The sequence below is a fragment of the Lichenicoccus roseus genome (assembly GCF_005844085.1).
Classification (GTDB): Bacteria; Pseudomonadota; Alphaproteobacteria; order Acetobacterales; family Acetobacteraceae; genus Lichenicoccus; species Lichenicoccus roseus.
In genome coordinates, this window is record NZ_VCDI01000002.1 from 606,979 (window position 1) to 625,444 (window position 18,466).

The 18,466-nt window shown below is 71.4% G+C and carries 14 protein-coding genes and 2 pseudogenes; 10 read left to right on the forward strand and 6 right to left on the reverse strand.

Going from position 1 to position 18,466, the window contains the following annotated elements; all coding sequences use genetic code 11:
* Positions 1–3: 3 nt before the first annotated feature.
* The 3 genes and pseudogenes from FE263_RS08150 to FE263_RS08155 all read right to left on the reverse strand — a co-directional run bounded on the left by FE263_RS08150 (position 4) and on the right by FE263_RS08155 (position 3,361).
* Positions 4–1,476, reverse strand: coding sequence for a putative bifunctional diguanylate cyclase/phosphodiesterase (locus FE263_RS08150; protein WP_408886175.1), 1,473 nt, complete (start codon positions 1,474–1,476; stop codon positions 4–6).
* Positions 1,450–1,980: pseudogene (locus tag FE263_RS22905) on the reverse strand (PAS domain-containing protein); the annotation flags it as partial. The pseudogene FE263_RS22905 and the gene FE263_RS08150, both read right to left, overlap by 27 nt.
* The gene (locus tag FE263_RS08155; RefSeq protein ID WP_171034001.1) at positions 1,913–3,361 is read right to left on the reverse strand and encodes a chloride channel protein; all 1,449 of its coding nucleotides are present in this window, start codon (positions 3,359–3,361) and stop codon (positions 1,913–1,915) included. The gene FE263_RS08155 and the pseudogene FE263_RS22905, both read right to left, overlap by 68 nt.
* Positions 3,362–3,535: 174 nt before the next feature.
* On the opposite strand from FE263_RS08155, the gene FE263_RS08160 reads away from it, so the two are divergent.
* Together FE263_RS08160 and FE263_RS08165 are read left to right on the forward strand one after the other, a co-directional pair.
* Positions 3,536–4,687, forward strand: coding sequence for a PA0069 family radical SAM protein (locus FE263_RS08160; RefSeq protein ID WP_138325442.1), 1,152 nt, complete (start codon positions 3,536–3,538; stop codon positions 4,685–4,687).
* Between the two features lie 93 nt (positions 4,688–4,780).
* Positions 4,781–5,740, forward strand: coding sequence for a 1-phosphofructokinase family hexose kinase (locus FE263_RS08165; RefSeq protein WP_138325443.1), 960 nt, complete (start codon positions 4,781–4,783; stop codon positions 5,738–5,740).
* A 9-nt stretch (positions 5,741–5,749) separates the two neighbouring features.
* Here FE263_RS08165 and FE263_RS08170 read toward each other — a convergent pair whose 3' ends face one another.
* A complete protein-coding gene (locus FE263_RS08170; RefSeq protein WP_138325444.1) occupies positions 5,750–6,781 on the reverse strand; it encodes a cation diffusion facilitator family transporter in 1,032 nt (343 codons plus the stop codon).
* A gap of 110 nt (positions 6,782–6,891) precedes the next feature.
* On the opposite strand from FE263_RS08170, the gene FE263_RS08175 reads away from it, so the two are divergent.
* The 7 genes from FE263_RS08175 (at position 6,892) to FE263_RS08205 (ending at position 17,060) form a co-directional block, all read left to right on the forward strand.
* On the forward strand, positions 6,892–8,580 hold the full coding sequence (locus FE263_RS08175; protein WP_138325445.1) for an NAD(P)/FAD-dependent oxidoreductase: 1,689 nt from the start codon (positions 6,892–6,894) through the stop codon (positions 8,578–8,580).
* A gap of 77 nt (positions 8,581–8,657) precedes the next feature.
* On the forward strand, positions 8,658–10,607 hold the full coding sequence (locus FE263_RS08180; RefSeq protein ID WP_138325446.1) for a S53 family peptidase: 1,950 nt from the start codon (positions 8,658–8,660) through the stop codon (positions 10,605–10,607).
* Positions 10,608–10,761: 154 nt separating this feature from the next.
* Positions 10,762–11,919 carry an NHL repeat-containing protein gene (locus FE263_RS08185; RefSeq protein WP_240759206.1) on the forward strand — a complete coding sequence of 386 codons (1,158 nt, stop codon included), beginning with the start codon at positions 10,762–10,764 and terminating at the stop codon, positions 11,917–11,919.
* A 17-nt stretch (positions 11,920–11,936) separates the two neighbouring features.
* A complete protein-coding gene (locus tag FE263_RS08190; protein ID WP_138325447.1) occupies positions 11,937–13,352 on the forward strand; it encodes a Dyp-type peroxidase in 1,416 nt (471 codons plus the stop codon).
* 50 nt (positions 13,353–13,402) lie between these two features.
* The gene (locus FE263_RS08195) at positions 13,403–14,437 is read left to right on the forward strand and encodes an iron ABC transporter substrate-binding protein (RefSeq protein WP_138325448.1); all 1,035 of its coding nucleotides are present in this window, start codon (positions 13,403–13,405) and stop codon (positions 14,435–14,437) included.
* 80 nt (positions 14,438–14,517) lie between these two features.
* A complete protein-coding gene (locus FE263_RS08200) occupies positions 14,518–16,005 on the forward strand; it encodes an ABC transporter permease (protein ID WP_205880308.1) in 1,488 nt (495 codons plus the stop codon).
* Positions 16,002–17,060 carry an ABC transporter ATP-binding protein gene (locus FE263_RS08205; protein WP_138325449.1) on the forward strand — a complete coding sequence of 353 codons (1,059 nt, stop codon included), beginning with the start codon at positions 16,002–16,004 and terminating at the stop codon, positions 17,058–17,060. Before FE263_RS08200 ends, FE263_RS08205 begins: the two co-directional genes overlap by 4 nt.
* A 99-nt stretch (positions 17,061–17,159) precedes the next feature.
* Here the strand turns inward: FE263_RS08205 and FE263_RS22910 are convergent.
* Positions 17,160–17,570: pseudogene (locus tag FE263_RS22910) on the reverse strand (monooxygenase family protein); the annotation flags it as partial.
* On the opposite strand from FE263_RS22910, the gene FE263_RS08215 reads away from it, so the two are divergent.
* Complete coding sequence (locus tag FE263_RS08215; protein ID WP_138325450.1) at positions 17,470–17,694, forward strand: hypothetical protein; 225 nt, start codon at positions 17,470–17,472, stop codon at positions 17,692–17,694. The pseudogene FE263_RS22910 and the gene FE263_RS08215 overlap by 101 nt on opposite strands.
* Before the next feature lie 10 nt (positions 17,695–17,704).
* On the opposite strand, the gene FE263_RS08220 is transcribed toward FE263_RS08215, so the two are convergent.
* A complete protein-coding gene (locus FE263_RS08220) occupies positions 17,705–18,463 on the reverse strand; it encodes an SDR family NAD(P)-dependent oxidoreductase (protein ID WP_138325451.1) in 759 nt (252 codons plus the stop codon).
* Between the last annotated feature and the right edge of the window lie 3 nt (positions 18,464–18,466).

The window sequence follows — 18,466 nt, forward strand, 5'->3', positions numbered from 1 at the left end:
CTGCTAGAGGGGCTCCACCGGCATCGGACCGGCGAGCACCTGCTCCCGCCGCAGGATGTCCTCGAGCTCGCCGCGCGGCAGCGGCTCGCTGAAATAGTAGCCCTGGATCTCGTCGCAGCCGTCGTTCATCAGCAGGCTGAGCTGGCCGACGGTCTCGACCCCTTCGGCCACGATGCTCAGGCCCAGGCTGTGGCCGAGGGCGATGATGGCATGCACGATGGCGGCGTCCTGGCCCTCGGTCTCCAGGTCGCGCACGAAGGACTGGTCGATCTTGAGCCGGTCGACCGGGAAGCTCTTCACGTAGTTCAGCGACGAATAGCCCATGCCGAAATCGTCGATGGCGATGGCGACCCCGAGCTGGCGCAACGATCCGAGCATCTCCCCGGCGGCTTCGAAATCCTCGACCAGGTCGCCCTCGGTCAACTCCAGTTCCAGCAGCGTCGGCTCCAGGCCGGTGATCGCCAGTGTCTCGGTGACGAGATCCAGTGCCTGGCCGCTGCCGAGGATGCGTGGCGACAGGTTGATGCCGAGCCGCACCCGCGGCAGCCCCATCGCGTGCCAGTCGGCGGCATCCTGGCAGGCCTGCTGCAGCACCCAGCGGTCGATCGCATCGGTCAGCCCGGCTTCGTTGGCGCCCTGCAGGAAGTCGCCTGGACGCAGCAGCCCCACACCGGGGCGGTTCCAGCGCAGCAGCGCCTCGACGCCGGCGATGTGGCCGGTGGAGAGCGCCACCTGCGGCTGGTAGTGCACCACGAACTCGCCACGCTCCAGCGCCTCGCGCAGGTCGGTGCGCAGCCGGGCCGCGAGATCGGCCTGCTCGCTCAGGTTCGGCACGCAGAGCCGCCAGCAGGCGCGGCCGTCGGACTTGGCGCCGTGCATGGCGAGCTCCGCGCTGCGCAGCAGCTCCCCGGCGGTGGCGCCATCCTGCGGATGCAGCGCGATGCCGATGCTGCAGGTGATGTGCACCGCTTCGCCGCCGCACTGGAACGGCGCTTCGAGCAGGTGCAGCACGCGCTGCGCCAGCACCGTGCTCGGCGTGCTCTCGGTGGCATCGGGCTGTGCGGCTGCTGCAGCGGGGGTGGCGGAGTCGGGGGTGGCAAAGTCGGGGGGGACGGTGACCGGGGCGGCATCCACCGGACGCTGGGGGATGCTCTGCAGGATGGCGAACTCGTCGGCGCCGAGGCGCGCAACCAGGTCGCCCGGGCCGACCGCCTTTTCCAGCCGTCGCGCCACCTCGCAGAGCAGCGCGTCGCCCTGCTCGTGGCCGATCTGGTCATTGGCCAGCTTGAAGAAATCGAGATCGAGGAAAAGCACCGCGCAGGTGGTGCGGCTGCGCGGCTGCTCCAGCCGGCGTTCCAGCCGGGAGCGCAGCAGCAGTCGGTTGGCGAGCCCGGTCAGGGAGTCGTGGGTGGCGAGCTGGGTAAGCCGCGCCTCGGCACGCCGCCGCTCGGTGATGTCGAGCGAGGTGGTCAGGATGCAGAGCGGCTGGCTTCCGCCTCCGCCGGGGACGGGAGGGCGGAACGGCGTCTTGGTGGTGAGCAGGATGCGCACGGTGTTGGTGCGGTCGCTGATCTCCTCCTCGAAGCTGGGCAGCGCGTTGCCGGTGCGCAGCACCAGCCGGTCCAGCGGCAGGTGGCGGCTCTCATACGCCTCGCCGAAGGCATCGGAAGGGCGCAGGCCGGCCAGTGCGGCCGGATGCGTGCCGGCAAGGCGTGCATGCAGCGCATTGACGAACACGTAGCGTCCGTCGGCGTCGCAGACGCTGACCAGGGCAGGGACCGCATCGATCACCTGGAACATCGCGTCATCGTCGCGGCTCATCGGACGCGGTCCCCCCGATGTGCCGCGGTCTCCCGCACATGCCGGCGCAGGGCGGGATCTTCCGGAAGCGCGGAAGCTGGCATGGCTCTCATCATGGCGTGTGCGGAGCGGCCGGAGGCCGCGTTGGGGGAAGCTGGGACCCGGCGGGCCTGGCATCATGCCGCGGCGGCTCTCCGGATCCTAAGGTCGGCGCATCGCCCGGGTTGCGTGCGAGGGCGAGCGATCGCAGGAAGTGCCGGGCGAGGGCGCCGTAGAGCGGACGGCGACAGATCAGGCGGGAGATCCCGAAGGCCAGGAAGGAGGTGGCCAGGAGGGCGACGGTGACCTGCTGGTTGTCGGTCATCTCCATCACGATGACGGTCGCGGTCAGCGGCGCCTGCACTACGGCGGAGAAATACGCGGCCATGCCGAGCAGCACCACCATGCCGGGGGCAGCGTGCGGCAGCAGATGCGCGACCCAGCCGCCGATGCCGGCGCCGATGGCGAGCGACGGGGCGAAGATGCCGCCCGGGATGCCCGAACAGTACGAGATCAGCGAGGCGGCAAACTTCAGCGCGAAGAATCCCGCCGGCAGGTGCGCGTCGCCGTCGACGATGTGCCGCGCCTGTGCGTAGCCGGTGCCGTAGGTCAGGCCGCCGGAGGCCAGCCCGAGGGCGGCGATCAGCAGTCCGCAGGATGCGGCGAACAGCACCGGATGGGCCGCCGCCAGCCGTCCCGCCCGGCCCGGGATCCCGCCCGACATGCGCACCAGCAGGGCGCTGAAGCTGCCGCCGGCGATGCCGCCCGCCACCGCGCAGAGCGGCGCAGCGATCCAGGCGGTGCCGACCGGCAGGGTGGCGCCGGCATGGCCGAAGTAGGTGTAGTTGCCGAGGATGGCGAGGCTGGTGAGGCCGGACAGGATCACCGCCGTCAGCATGGTGCCGCTGGTGCGGCTCTGGAACGAGTGGCTGAGCTCCTCGATCGCGAATACGATGCCGGCCAATGGCGTGTTGAAGGCGGCGGAGATCCCTGCGGCGCCGCCGGCCAGGATCAGGGCGCGCCGGGCGGCGCCGTCGACGACGCCGAGCCGGCGGCCGAGCAGGTGCATCAGGGTGGCGCCGACCTGCACCGTCGGCCCCTCGCGCCCGATCGAGGCGCCGCAGAACAGGCCGAGCAGTGTAAGGCCGACCTTGCCGACCGCGTTCCGCCATGACAGCACATCGTCGATCTGGCCCGGCTCCGTCATGTGCAGCGTGGCGATCACCTGCGGGATGCCGCTGCCCCGGGCTCCCGGGGCGTAGCGGCGGGTCAGCCAGATCGACAGCGCCAGGCCGGACGGCGCGAGCAGCAGCATGATCCAGCCCCCGGCGGCGGCAATCAGGTGGCGGCGCTGCAGGTCGACGAAGTCGGCGACGCCGGCGAAGCCGACCGCGATCAGTCCGACCAGGATTCCGCCAAGCCAGTAGGTCACGCGCCGGCCGGCGTGCTGGCGTGAAAACACGCGCGTGTGCCGGGCGCGGCGCTGCATCCGGCGCAGGGTCTTGAGGGGACTGGCCTGCATCGTCGTGCGCTGTATCCCGCGCGGCGCATTTGGGCGAGATGCTTCCGCCGCCCGCATGCCCCGCACGGCGAGGAATCAGCAACAGGCAAATCAAGTTCATGTTTCGTTCTTGCCATGGGGGCGGCTTCGGTCCATGTTCCGGATTGTCCGACGCCCATTGCAGGGGACCCGCCGATGCAGCGAAACCTCGATGCCGAACCTGAAGCCGGGCCGCAATCCGACGCCGTGCCGGCGTTGCGTCGTGGCCGCGGCGTCTCGGACAACGTCGGCAACCGGTTCGACCGCTACGGGTCGGCCCCGTTCGACGATGGCTGGGAGAGCATCGCCGCCGAGAGCCTTGCGCCGCCTTCCATCCCCACCTCGTTGACGCGCGATGCCAGCCGCAGCGCGATCTCCTGGAACGAGAGCCCGGATCTCGGCTTCGATCGCGCGGTCAACGTCTATCGCGGCTGCGAACATGGCTGCGTCTATTGCTATGCCCGTCCCAGCCACGCCTATCTCGGGCTCTCCCCGGGGCTGGATTTCGAAAGCCGGCTGACCTTCAAGCCAGACATCGCGCGGCTGCTGGAACGCGAGCTGCGCAGGCCGGGCTATGTCGCCAACACCATGCAGCTCGGCTCCAACACCGACCCGTACCAGCCGGTCGAGCGCACCCTGGCGCTGACCCGTGCGGTGCTTGAGGTGCTGGAGCGGTTCGGCCATCCGGTCACCATCGTCACCAAGTCCGCCGGCGTGCTTCGCGACACCGATATCCTGGCGCGGATGGCCGGACGCGGGCTGGTGCGCGTCTGGCTGTCTGTCACCACCCTCGATCCCGAGCTGGCGCGTCGCATGGAGCCGCGCGCGGCCACGCCGCAGCGTCGCCTGGCGGCGATCGCCGGGCTGCATGCGGCGGGCGTTCCGGCCGGCGTGCTGGCGGCGCCGATGATCCCCGGCCTCAACGACGCCGAGCTGGAACGTATCCTGGAGGCCGCCGCCGCCGCGGGCGCCACCGATGCGAGCTACGTGCTGCTGCGGCTGCCCCTCGAGCTGCGCCAGATGTTCGAGACCTGGCTGCACCAGCATTATCCGCAGCGGGCGCGGCACGTTCTCAACCTGGTGCGCGAGACCCGCGCCGGCGCGCTCAACGACAGCCGATTCGGCCACCGCTTCCGCGGCCAGGGGGTCTATGCCGACATGCTGGCGCAACGCTTCCGGCGCATCGCCGGCAAGCTCGGCCTGACCGGGCGGCAGCCGCTGGACAGCTCGCAGTTCCTGGTGCCGATTGATCCTGCGGCCGCGTCCAGGGTGCGTGCCGCGGTGCCGGCGCAGATGGCGCTGTTCTGACGGGCGTTCCGCCGCCGGACCGGTTGCAACGAGGCTGACTTCCAATTGTCGCCGGGCGCGTCATGATGACGGCAATCGCTCCGAGTGCCGTGCATGCCGCCATTCACGACCCTGCCCCTGATCGCCACCGTCACGATGAACCCGACCATCGACATCGCCTCGCAGGCGCAGAGCGTGCGGCCGACGCACAAGCTCCGCACCTTCGCCGAGCGGCAGGATCCGGGCGGCGGCGGCGTCAATGTGGCGGGCGTGATGCATGCACTCGGCGGGCAGTCGCTGGCGCTGGTGATGGCCGGCGGGTCCAGCGGCCGGCTGCTCGAGGAGCTGCTGCAGGAGCGCGGCATGCCGCACCGCATCGTGCAGATCCCTGGCCGCACGCGCACCAGCCACACCGTCACCGATGCCTCGACCGGGCACGAGTACCGCTTCATCGCGCCGGGCCCGACGCTGGTCGAGGCGGACTGGACCGCGATGCTCGACGCCGCCGGCCACGTCGAGGCCGGCTGGCTGATCGCCAGCGGCAGCCTGCCGCCCGGCACGCCGGAGAATTTCTATGCGCAACTCGGCCAGGTGGCCCGGCGCCGGGCGATGCGCTTCGTGCTCGACACCTCGGGGCCGGCGTTGCGCGCGGGGCTGGCCGAGGGTGGCGTCGAGCTGGTGAAGTCGAGCCTGACCGAGCTCGAGAGCGTGGTCGGCCGCCGTCTGCCTGACGCTGCCGCGCAGGAGGCCGCCGCGATGGAGATCGTGCGGAGCGGCCGCGCCCGCCTGGTCGCGCTGACGCTTGGCGAGAACGGCGCGGTGCTGGCCTCGGAGCACGGCACCCTTCGACTTCCGGCGCTGGATGTGGTGGTCAACGGTACCGTCGGCGCCGGCGACAGCTTCCTTGCCGGCATGGTGATGGCACTCGCCGATGGACGTGCGCCGGAGGACGCCTTCGCCTGGGGGATCGCCGCCGGCGCCGCCGCCGTCACGGTGCCCGGCACCGCGAAGCCGGAGCGCGTCACCGTCGAGCGGCTGCGCGGCCTGATCCTGGTTGCGTCCCCCGGGGAGTAGTGGGTCGCCCTAGACGCTGCCGGCCACCGCCAGGGTGCAGCGTCCGTCGGTGTCCTGCTCGACCTGGAAGGTGGCGTGGCCGATGCCGAAGCGGCGGCGCAGGTCGGCGGCGGCCTGGCGCAGCATGGCGTCGTCGAGGGCGGCACCCGGGCGCACCAGATGCGCGGTCAGCGCGGTCTCGGTGGTGGACATGCCCCAGATGTGCAGGTCGTGCAGATCCACCACGCCGGGCAGTTGCCGGAGGTAGATCTCGACCTCGATCCGGTCGATCCCCGGCGGCACCGCGTCGAGCGCGAGATCCAGCGAGTGGCGCAGCACCGACCATGTGCCGGCGACGATCACGCCGCTGAGCAGCAGGCTGACCAGGGGATCGAGCCAGAGCCACCCGGTGAACCAGATCACGGCACCCGCCACCACTACGCCGGCGGCCAGCAACGCGTCGGCCGCCATGTGCTGGAACGCCGCCCTGATGTTGAGGTCGCCCTTGCGGCCGGCGGCGAACATCAGCGCGGTGAGGCCGTTCACCACGATGCCGACGGCCGCCACCACCATTACCGTCTCGCCGGCAACCGTGGACGGCGCCAGCAGCAGGCGGCGCACTGCCTCCCAGGCGATCGCACCGGTCACCACCAGCAGCACCACGGCATTGCCGAGCGCCGACAGGATCGATGAACGGCGCAGGCCGTAGGTGAAGCGGCCGGTCGGCTTCCGGCGACCGAGCCCCTGGGCCAGCCAGGCGGCGGCCAGGCCGAGCACGTCCCCGAGATTGTGACCGGCGTCGGCCAGCAGGGCGAGGGAGTGCGAGAGCAGGCCGAACACGGCCTCGCCGCCGACATAGGCGGTGTTCAGCGCGATGCCGATCGCGAACGCCCGTCCGAAACTCGCCGGCGCATGGCTGTGGCCGCCCGGTCCGTGCGAATGCCCTGCGTGGGAGTGCCCCCCGTGCGCATGCCCGTCATCGTGCGCGTGACCGTCGTCATGATGATCGTCATCATGATCGTGGTCGTGGTGCAGGTGCGTGTCGGAGTGCAGGTGGGCCATGGCCTCGCCATCTGGAGATGCGCGATCCTAGCAACTCGGCCCCTGGCGCTCCAGCGCCGCGCTACCGGCATCCCCTGGCGAACCGGGGCGCCGCTGCGTATGTCACCGGCATGTTGAGACTGACCGAGATCAAGCTGCCGCTCGACCATGCGCCGGACGCCGTCGAGCAGGCCGTGCAGCAGCGCCTGCAGCTGCCGCCCGGCGCGTTGCGCAGCCACAGCATCGCCCGGCGCGGCTATGACGCCCGCAAGCGCGGCGCCATCAGCCTGGTCTACAGCGTGGATCTCGACCTCGACGACGAGGAGGCCGTACTGGCGGCGCATGCCGGCGACAGCCGCCTCGGCCGCACGCCGGACGTCGCCTACCGGTTCGTACCGCGTCCCGCCGCCGACGCGTCCCGGCCGGTGGTGATCGGCACCGGGCCATGCGGGCTGATGGCGGCGCTGGTACTGGCGCAGATTGGGTTGCGGCCGCTCATCCTCGAGCGAGGCCGGCTGGTCCGGAACCGCACCGTCGACACCTTCGCGTTCTGGCGGCGCGGCACGCTGTCGCCGGAGAGCAACGTGCAGTTCGGCGAGGGCGGCGCCGGCACCTTCTCCGACGGCAAGCTGTACAGCCAGATAAGCGACCCCAAGCACTACGGCCGCAAGGTGCTGGAGGAGTTCGTCCGTGCCGGTGCGCCGGAGGAGATCCTGGTGGTGTCCAAGCCGCATATCGGCACCTTCCGGCTGGTCAGCATGGTCGAGCACATGCGCGCCACCATCGAGGCGCTGGGCGGCGAGTATCGCTTCGAGACCCACGTCACCGGCTTCTCGGTCGGCGCCGACCGCCATGGGGCGCGCTGTATCGAGGGGCTGCACCTGGCGGACGGCGGTTACGTTGAGGCGCGGCAGGTGGTGCTGGCGACCGGGCACAGCGCCCGCGACACCATGCTCGCGCTGCATGACGCGGGCGTCGCACTCCAGGCCAAGCCGCTTTCGATCGGCGTACGCATCGAGCATCCGCAGTCGCTGATCGACGCCGCCCGCTTCGGCCAGCAGGCCGGCCATCCGATGCTGGGTGCGGCGGACTACAAGCTGGTGCACCACGCCGCCAACGGCCGCGGCGTCTACAGCTTCTGCATGTGTCCCGGCGGCACCGTGGTGGCCGCCGCCTCCGAGCCGGGGCGGGTGGTGACCAACGGCATGAGCCAGTATTCGCGCGCCGAGCGCAACGCCAACGCCGGCATCGTGGTCGGCCTGGTGCCGGATGATTTCCGCAGTGCGGGCGAGACGGCCGATGGCATCGATCCCGAGGGGCCGCTCGCCGGCATCGCCTTCCAGCGGCACTGGGAGGAGCGCGCCTTCGCCGCGGGCGGTGGCACCTACCACGCGCCGGCGCAGACGGTGGGCGACTTCCTGGCCGGCCGGGCGTCGCAATCCCTTGGCGCGGTGGTGCCTTCCTACAAGCCGGGTGTCACCCCCACCGACCTTGCCTCCTGCCTGCCCGGCTATGCGGTGGCAGCAATCCGCGAGGCGCTGCCGCAGTTCGAGCGTCGCCTGCGTGGCTTCGCACTCGCCGACGCGGTGATGACCGGCGTCGAGACGCGCACCTCCTCGCCGGTGCGGGTGCCGCGTGGCGCCGACGGCCAGAGCCTGAACGTCGCCGGACTGTTCCCGGCTGGCGAGGGCGCCGGCTATGCGGGCGGTATCCTGTCGGCCGGGGTCGACGGGATCAGGGCGGCGGAGGCGGTGGCGGCCAGCCTCGCCGCCCAGGACCAGCCTGTCCGGCTCGCGCTCCGGAAGCTTGCAGGTTCGTGATCCCGTTTTGCCTGCGAACCTATTGAGATCATGCCCCGCCTGGGCGAGGGTCGCGCCGGGACAGGTGGGATAAAATAATGGAAATGCGGGATCTCGGACGGGTCGCGGCACTGGCCGGCGCGACCTGCCTGGCGATGGCTGCGACCGCGGCCGGTGGCCGGGCGGCGACGGTACGGATGTCGACCGCGGTGGATGCGGCGCAATCCGTGGGCTTCGACATCATCCTGCCGCTGCGCGATGCGGCCGGGCTGGAGGCCCTGCTGAAAGCGCAGCACGATCCGGCCTCGACGCAGTTCCACCACTGGATCACGCCGCAGCAGTTCGCCGCCGCCTACGGGCCAGGCGCCGAGACGGTGGCCAGGGTGACCACCAGCCTGCAGGCGCGCGGCCTCGCGGTGGAGGCGCATTCGCGCAGCCTGCACGTCACCGGCAGTGCCGCCGCCGTCAACCGGGCGCTGTCGATCAGCCTGATGCACGGCACCCTGCCGAACGGACGGCCGCACCTGGTGGCGTCGCGCTCGCCGTCCCTGCCGGCGGAGGTCACCGCGGCAGGGGGCTTCGTGGTCGATTTCGGCCACACCGTGCATCTCGCGCATCCCTTCGCCAGGGAAGTCGCCGGGACCCGGACCGCGATCGGAGCCCAGGGCGTCGCGCCGCAGAACCGCACCAGCAGCACCGGCGGCTATTGGTACGACGACCTCAAGCAGGCCTACCAGTATCCGTCGTACCAGACCAAGGTGACGGTGAACGGCAAGAGCCAGCGCCTTGACGGGACCGGCGCCACCATCGGCATCCTGATGTCGAGCGACGTGTTCGACAGCGACATCAAGGCGGTGTTCGACCACGAGAACTTCAGCACCAATGCGGGTGTGGCCGACCCGGCCCTCTACAGGCGGGTGCTTGTGAACGGCGGCGCCACCACCGCCGAGGGGATCGCCAGCGGCTCGATCGACGAGGCCTCGCTTGATGTCGAGGAGAGCATCACCGGCGCACCCGGTGCGCATGTCGTGCTGTACGACATCCCCGACCTCTCGGACCAGAACGTCATCGCCGGCTACGTGGCCATCGACGAGGCCAACGAGGCCGACGTGGTGAGCTCGTCGTTCGGTGGCTGCGAACTGACCTACACCGCCGCCTACAACAGCGGCGTCGACTACACCTCGATCCTGCAGACCGAACACGAGCTGTTCGAGCAGGGCAACGCGCAGGGGATCAGCTTCCTGGCCAGTTCCGGCGACGAGGCCGGCCTGGAATGCCCGAGCGCCAACTACGCGGTCGATGGCACCGCCGGCAACTTCGTCCCCGGCGTCTCGGTGCCCGCCGCCGACACCAGCGTGACCGCCGTCGGCGGCACCAACGTGGTGACCCGCAGCACCGCCGGCTCGCTCGACTCCACCTATGTGGGCGAGAATGCGTGGTCCGATCCCGAGATCCCGTACGACATCTACGGCGAGGGGGCGAACGTGTCGGGCGGCTACTGGGGCGCCGGCGGCGGCGTCAGCACGCTCTTTGCCAAGCCGCTGTTCCAGTTCGCCTCCAACACCGGCTCGTCGACCAAGCGGGCGGTGCCGGATATCGGCATGCAGGTCGGCGGCTGCCCCGGCGGCATCGCGGTGCTGCCCTGCAACGGCGGCGACCAGGCCATCGACGGCAACGGCAACACCGACCGCTCCTATGTCTGGGTCGCATCGGACGGCGCCTTCATCGGGCTGATCGGCACCAGCGTGTCGTCGCCGGAGCTCGCCGGTGCGACCGCGCTGCTGGTCGAGCAGTTCGGGCGGATGGGCAACCTGAACAACTACATCTACGCCGCGTCGCAGGCGCAGGCGATCGCCGGCGGGGTGCCGAGCCAGCCGACCACCGTCTTCCACCGCGGGATCCCCGGTTATGACGGCGTGGTCGCCAACGGCAGCCTGGGCCGCCTCTACAACTACACCACCGGCGTCGGCACCCCGGCGGTATACCGCTTCGTGGGTGCGCCGGGCGCCACGCCGGCGGGCGTGCCGCAGAGCCCCGGCAATCCCTAGCATTCGCTCCATGCCTTAAGTCACAGGCGCCCGCCCGATCCATCCGGGCGGGCGTCCTCGCTTCGGGACATCGCTTGACACGCCCGCCCAGAGATGAGAATGACTCTCATCATCATTCGCAGTTGCGGATGGAAGCGGTTGGGGGAGCGGCAGATTGGGCATCATCCGCAAGCGATTGCAGCGGAGCAGGCGAGCGTTCGTCGTCGCCATTGCCCTGCTGGCCTGCACGCAATCCCTGGTGGCGCATGCGCTCGAAGCAGACTCCGTGCTCGGTCACCTGCATCATCATCACCTGCTGACCACCACGGTGCCGCGCAACGGCGACCAGAACCCGTACGGCATCGCGGTGGCGCCGGTGAGCGCCGGCAGCATCCACAGGAACGACGTCCTGATCAGCAACTTCAACAACTCGAAGAACCTGCAGGGCCTGGGCACCACCATCGTCGCCTACCATCCGGACAGCGGCTCGCTGTCGACCTTCGCGACGCTGCCTCGCCACCTGCCCGCGGGCGGCCCGCAATGCCCGGGCGGCGTCGGCCTGACCACGGCGTTGACCATGCTCTCCAGCGGCTATGTGATCGTGGGGTCGCTGCCGAGCGAGGACGGCACCACCACGACCAAGAGCCAGGGCTGCCTGCTGGTGCTCGACAGTGCCGGCAAGCTGGTGTCGAGCATCACCGGTGCACAGATCGACGGGCCGTGGGGCAACATGGCGCTGCACGAGCATCCCGGCGGCGCCACGCTATTCGTCAGCAACACCGGCTTCGGCGTCGGCGCGGCGGACGGCACCCCGCCAGTGGTGCAGCGCGCCACCATCCTGCGGATCGAGCTCGCCTTCGGGCCGGGGCAGCCGCCGCGCGTGACCGGCCAGACGGTGGTGGCGGACGGGCTCGGCGAGCAGGCCGACAAGAGCGTCTTCATCATCGGCCCGACCGGCCTCGCGCTCGATGCCGACGGTACGCTGTATGCCTCGGACGCTCTCGGCAACCGCATCGTCGCCATCGACGACGCGCTGACCCGCACCGCCAGCGCCGGGCAGGGGCGCGAGATCAGCCGCGACGGGCTGCTGAACCGGCCGCTCGCCCTGGTGCAGGCGCCGGGAGGCCATCTGCTGACCACCAACGGGCTGAACGGCCAGGTGGTCGAGATCGACCCCAAGGGTCACCGGCAGATCGGCGCGCAATGGTTCGACAGCGACAAGGCGCAGTCGCCCCCCGGCAGCGGCGACCTGTTCGGCATCGCCGCCACACCGTCCGGCGACGGCTTTTATTACGTCGAGGACGACGTAAATACGCTGCAGCTCGCGAACTGACCGGCCGGACCATAGCAATGAGTGGATGTCCCTTCTCGACCTCGCGTCGCGGCCTGCTCGGCGCCGCCGGCGGCCTGCTGGCCGGTGGCGCTGCGCTGGGCACGGGTCTCGCCTCGCCGCTCGGCCGCGCGCCTGCGGGCTCGGTCAATCCGGCCGCCTCCGCCGTCGCCGGCTCCAGCACGGCGGACGGCACGGTGCCGTTCTTCGGCGCCCACCAGGCCGGCATCGAGACGCCGCAGCAGATCCACACGGTGTTCGCCAGCTTCGACCTCACCGCCCGCTCGGCGGCCGACCTGGTGAGCCTGCTGCAGGACTGGACGCGCGCCGCCGCCCGGCTAACCGCGGGCCAGCCGGTCGAGCCGCTCAGCGGCACCGCCGGCCGTGCCCCGGAGGATAGCGGCGAAACCGTCGGGCTCGGGGCGCGCCGCCTGACGCTGACGTTCGGCTTCGGGCCCGGGCTGTTCGAGCTGGACGGGCGCGACCGGTACGGCCTGGCGCGGCAGCGTCCGCCCGAACTTGCCGACCTGCCGGTGTTCGCCGGCGACCAGCTCGATCCCGCCCGCAGCGGCGGCGACCTTTGCATCCAGGCCTGCGCCGACGACAGCTTCGTGGCGTTCCATGCCATCCGCCAGCTCGCCCGCATGGCGTCCGCCGACGATGCCGCGATGGGCTATGGCGGCAAGCGGGCAGGTGCCACCGTCGCCACCGGCGCGCATGCCGGCACCGCGCGGCTGCGCTGGATCCAGACCGGCTTCCTGCCCGACAGCCCAGCCGGCGAGACGCCGCGCAACCTGCTCGGCTTCAAGGACGGTACACAGAACCCAGGCTCCCGCCACATGGCCGAGAAGTCGGGCGGCAAGCTGAGCGGCAACGGCACCTTCGACGACGTGGTCTGGGTGGACCAGGGCCCGGACTGGATGCGCGGCGGCAGCTACATGGTGGCGCGCCGCATCCGCCTGTCGCTGGAGCACTGGGATCGCACCGAACTCGATTTCCAGGAGCAGGTGATCGGCAGGCGCAAGGCGTCCGGCGCGCCGCTGACCGGCCAGCACGAATACGATCCGATCGATCTCGACGCCACCGACGCCGACGGCAATCCGCTGATCGCAGAGAACGCGCATGTCCGCCTCGGCGCCGCGTCGCAGAGCGACGGCGCGCGCATCATGCGCCGCACCTACTCCTACAACGACGGCCTCAGCATGGTCGCCGAGCGCTGGCCGCCCTGGCGCCAGGGCCTCGAATACGATGCCGGCCTGCTGTTCGTCGCCTACCAGAAGGACCCGCGCGCCGGCTTCACGCGCATGTTCGACCGGATGTCCAGGCTCGACCTGCTCAACCAGTACGCGACCCATGTCGCCAGCGGGCTGTTCGCCTGCCCCGGCGGCGTCGCGCCCGGCGAGTTCATCGGCCAGAAACTGTTCGCCAGCGTCTGACCTGCGATCGAGGGCGCGGCCCCAGGGCCGCGCCGTAGCGGAGTTCCCGAATGCATCACGATCTTCCGCGCCGGCCCGCCGCCGGCCGCCGCACCTTCCTGCTCGGCGCGATGCTGGCGGCGCTGGCGCTGCCGGCCGCGTCCCACGCCGCCGAGACCCTGACGCTGTACAGCGGCCAGCACGAGCAGACCGTCGACCAGCTTGTCGAGGGCTTCCGCACGCAGACCGGCATCGTCGTGAAGGTGCACAGCGGCGAGGGGCCGGAATTGGCCAACCAGCTGCTGACCGAAGGCAAGGCGTCGTCAGCCGACATCTACTTCACCGAGAACTCCCCGGAACTGCAGCTGCTGTCCGAGCACGGGCTGCTGGCTCCGGTGGACCGGGCGACGCTGGCGCAGGTGCCGGCGCGCTACAGCTCCGACCAGGGTGCCTGGCTCGGCGTGCTCGCCCGCCAGAACGTGCTCGCCTACAACGCCTCCAAGGTCGCCGCCGACGCGCTGCCCGCCTCGGTGCTCGATCTCGCGCAGCCGGCCTGGAAGGGGCGCGTCGGCATCGCGCCGTCCGATGGCGACTTCCTGCCGCTGGTCAGCGCGGTGATCGCGATGAAGGGCGAGGATGGCGCGCTGCAATGGCTGCGCGGCCTGCAGCGCAACGCGCAGAATTTCGACGACGACGAGGCCGTGGTGGCGGCGGTGGATCGCGGTTCGGTCGCCACCGGCATCGTCAACAACTACTACTGGGAGCGGCTGCGCGAGGAGCACGGCGCCAAGGGCATGCGCAGCGCGATCCACGAATTCGCCCCCGGCGACGTCGGCGCGCTGGTCAACGTGTCCGGCGCCGCGGTGCTCAGGACCAGCAAGCACCAGGCCGCCGCGCAGCGCTTCCTGGCCTACCTGGTGAGCGCTCCGGTGCAGGCCGGGCTGGGCCGCTCGAACGTCACCTTCGAATATCCGCTGCGCCCCGGCATCGCCGCCAACCCGGCGCTGACGCCGCTCGACAGGCTGTCGCCGCCGCGAATCGGCTGGACGAAGCTCGGCGACGACAGCCAGGCGGTGGCGCTGCTGCGCAAGGCCGGCCTGCTCTGATCCCGGCGGCGGCCCGCGCGAGGCTGCTGCCGCCGTCGCACGGGCTCCTGCTGGCCGCCGCCTGCATCGGGCCGCTGCTCGTGCTGGTGCCGATCCTGACCATCCTGGGCCAGGCGGCATGGATCGCCCCGGGGGAAGCGGCCGGGCTGCTGTTCCGGCCGCTGGTCGGCCGGCTGCTGGAAAACACGGTGTCGCTGGTGGCGGCGAGCACGGTGGCAGCGGCCCTGGTCGGCACCGCCGTCGCCTGGTGCGTCGAGCGGACGCGGTTGCCCGGGCGACGGATCTGGGCCGTGCTGGTGGCGGTGCCGCTGGCGATCCCGCCGTTCGTCACCTCCTATGCCTGGGTGTCCCTGAGCGACGGGCTGCAGGATTTCGCGGGTGCCCTGCTGGTGGTCACCAGCGCCTACTATCCGCTGATCTACCTGCCGGTGGCGGCCGCGCTGCGCGGCATGGACCCGGCACTGGAGGAGACCGCGCGCGCCCTCGGCTGCAGCCCGTCGGCCTGCTTTTGGCGCGTGGTGCTGCCGCAGCTTCGCCCGGCCCTGTTCGGCGGCATGCTGCTGGTGGCACTTAACGTCATGGTGGAGTTCGGCGCGTTCTCGCTGCTGCGCTACCGGACCTTCACCACCGAGATCTATGCCGAATACCGCACCGGCTTTGCCGGATCCGGCGCCGCGCTGCTCGCCGCCGTGCTGGTGCTGGGCTGCCTGCTTCTGCTGGCCGGCGAGGCCTTCCTGCGTGGCCGCAGCCGCTATGCCCGCGTCGCCCGTTTCACCCGCCGCCCGGCGACCCTGCTGGGACTGGGCTGGACCGTGCTGCCGGTGCTGGCCGGGCTCGCCCTGCTGGTGGCGCTGACCATCGGCGTGCCGGTCGGCATGGTGCTGTACTGGCTGACCCAGCCCGGTTCGGCGGCGTCCAGCCCGGTGCTCGCGACCTTGTCCGGCCTGGTGTCGGCGACGCTCGCCTCGGTCGGCTTCGGGGCGGCGGCGGCCGGCCTTACGGTCGCACTGGCAATCCCGCTCGGCTACCTCGCGGTGCGGCATCCGGGACGCGCCGCGACGACGCTCGAGCGTGCCAGCTTCCTGGCCCAGGGCGTGCCGGGGATCGTGGTGGCGCTGGCGCTGGTCGGCATCGCCGTGCAGCTGCTGCGTCCGCTGTACCAGAGCGCCGGCCTGCTGGTGGTGGCCTACTCGATCCTGTTCCTGCCGCTGGCGCTGGTCGGCGTGCGGACCGCCTTCGCGCAGGTGCCGCGCGGTCTCGACGAGGCGGCGCGGTCGCTCGGCCTCGCCTGGCCGGAACTTTTCCGGCGCGTGCTGCTGCCGGTGGCCGGACCCGGGCTGGGTGCGGCGGCGGCGCTGGTGTTCGTCTCCACCGTGACCGAGCTCACCACCACGCTGCTGCTGTCGCCGATCGGCACCCGCACGCTGGCGACCCAGGTCTGGGTGGACACCTCGACGCTGGCCTTCGCCGCCGCGGCGCCCTACGCGGCGCTGATGGTGACGCTGTCGCTGCTGTCGACCTGGCTGCTGGTGCGCCGGTACGGCGCCGGTGTCGCGGGGATGTCGTGAGCCTCCGCCAGGCCGAGACCGCCGAGCTCGTCGTCGAAGGCCTCGGCAAGTCGTTCGCGGGCCGCGCGGTGCTGTCCGGCATCGACCTGCAGGTGCCGTCCGGCAGCCTGCTCGCCGTGCTGGGCGCGTCGGGTGGCGGCAAGACCACGCTGCTGCGCCTGCTGTGCGGCTTCGAGCGCGCCGATGCCGGCAGCATCCGTGTCGGCGGCCGGCTGCTGGCGGGGGACGGCCTGCATGTGCCGGCGCATCGGCGGCGGATCGGCTACGTGGCGCAGGATGGCGCGCTGTTCCCGCATCTCACGGTCGCGGGGAACGTGCTGTTCGGCCTGCCGCGCGCCTTGCGTCGCGACCTCGGGCGGGCGGCGGCGCTGCTGGAGGCGGTCGGGCTGCCGGCCCGGTTCGCCACCCGCCAGCCGCACGAGCTGTCCGGCGGTGAGCAGCAGCGCGTGGCGCTGGCGCGCGCGCTCGCACCGTCGCCGGCGCTGGTGCTGCTCGACGAGCCGTTCTCCGCGCTCGATGCCGCCTTGCGCGAGGAGACCCGCAGCAGCGTGGCCGCCGCGCTCGCCGCCGTCGGCGCCACCGCGGTGCTGGTGACGCACGACCAGGCCGAGGCGCTGTCGCTCGGGCACCAGGTAGCGGTGCTGCGCAGCGGCCGGATGGTGCAGGTGGCGACGCCGGACGTGCTGTACCGGCAGCCGGCGGATGCCGCGCTGGCCGGCTTCATCGGCGAGGCGGTGCTGTTACCGGGCGAGGCAGACGGCGCCCGGGTGCATTGTGCGCTGGGATCGCTCCATCTGCTGCGGCCGGCGCATGGTCGCATCGAGGTCATGATACGCCCGGAGCAGATCCGGCTGATCGAGACCACTGCCTCGGACGACGGCCCGCGCGGCGTGGTGGAGCGCGCGGGTTTCGGCGGTCACGACTCGCTGGTCGAGATCAGGCTGCAGCATTCGGGGGAGCTGGTTTCGGCGCGGGTGCCGGGCTACGCGATGCCCGAACCCGGCCGGATCGTTGCCCTGCGGGTCGAGGGGGCGGTGCTGGGCTACCCGGCCTGAGGCATGGCGTGCCGGCCCGCCCCGGCGAGGCGCCCCGCCGCCGAGGCCCGTCGGCTTCCGGGCCGGTTCCAGCCTGCCGATCCGGCCGAGACCGCGCGGCGGAATGTTCACGTAGAGGGATCCGTGGGCTCCGGCGGGTATGACGGAGGTCTCATGCCAGATTCTGAGATCGCCACCGGTGCCGACGCGACGCCGGGAGGCTCGCCAGGCTGGTAGCTGCGCGCGGTCGGCGGCGCCGGCGAACGCCTGCAGATGCGCGGCGCTGCGCCAGTATCGCACCGGGCGCGACCGGCGCCGGCGCCAGCCTGCTGGCCGAAGTGGTGATGCGCCGGTTCGCGGGGGCCGGGTTCCGGTCATCAACAGGTGGCGAGCCGTCAACCGGACAGCGTGCCGGAGGCTTGGTCCCGCCATGAAGATGCCGCTCGCGATCCTTGCCTGCCTTGCCCTGACCATCGGGCTGTGCGCTTGCGGCCCGCTGCCGCCGGGATCCGAGCCGGCGCCGATGATCATCCACGATAGCGGACCGGCGACGCCCGACTATCTCGGCAATGGCGGGATGGGGCCGGGCGGCGCCAATGGCGGCATGGGCATGGAAGGCGGCATCCAGGCGGGTGGCGGACCGGCGCTACCTTGAAGTTCGCGGCTCAAGCCGCCGCCGACGCCGGCCCGAACCACTCCACCGCGTCCGCCCCTGCAGGCAGCTTCATCGGACACGCCGGATCGGTGGCTGCGCGCCACACCGCCTCGGAAACGTCGGCCGCGTGGGTCACCGCACCGGTCGTCTCATGCAACCGGGCGAACACAAGCGCCGCCAGGTCGGTGTAGGCAGGCGGGATGTCCAGCCCCATGCGGGCACGGACGTTGGCACCGAAAGCGGTATCCGGTGCACGGCCCGGCAGCACCAGCCGGACCCGGACGCCGAACTGCTCGAGCTCGAGCGCCATCGACTCCGTGAATGCGTTCACCGCGGCCTTGCTGGCGGTGTAGACCGAGAGCAGCGGCAGCGAGCGCAGGGTGACGCTGGACGTCACGTTGACGACGACGCCGGCCCGGCGCTGGCGGAACTGCGGCAGCACCGCGCTGGTCATCGCGATGGTGCCGAACGTGTTGGTTTCGAAGACCTCGCGCGCCTTGGCCATCGACAGCTCCTCCACGGTGTTGAGCATCCCGACGCCGGCGTTGTTCACCAGCACGTCGATCGGGCCGGCGGTCTCCACCGCCTGCGCGATGCTGCCGGCGTCGGTCACGTCGAGCGGCAGGATGCGTAGCCGGTCGGAAGCCGGCAGCAGGTCGTGGCGCGGCGTGCGCATGGTCGCGATCACGCTCCATTCGCGGTCGAGGAACAGCCCGGCGATGTCGAGGCCGAAGCCGGACGAGCATCCGGTGATGAGGATAGTTGCCATGTG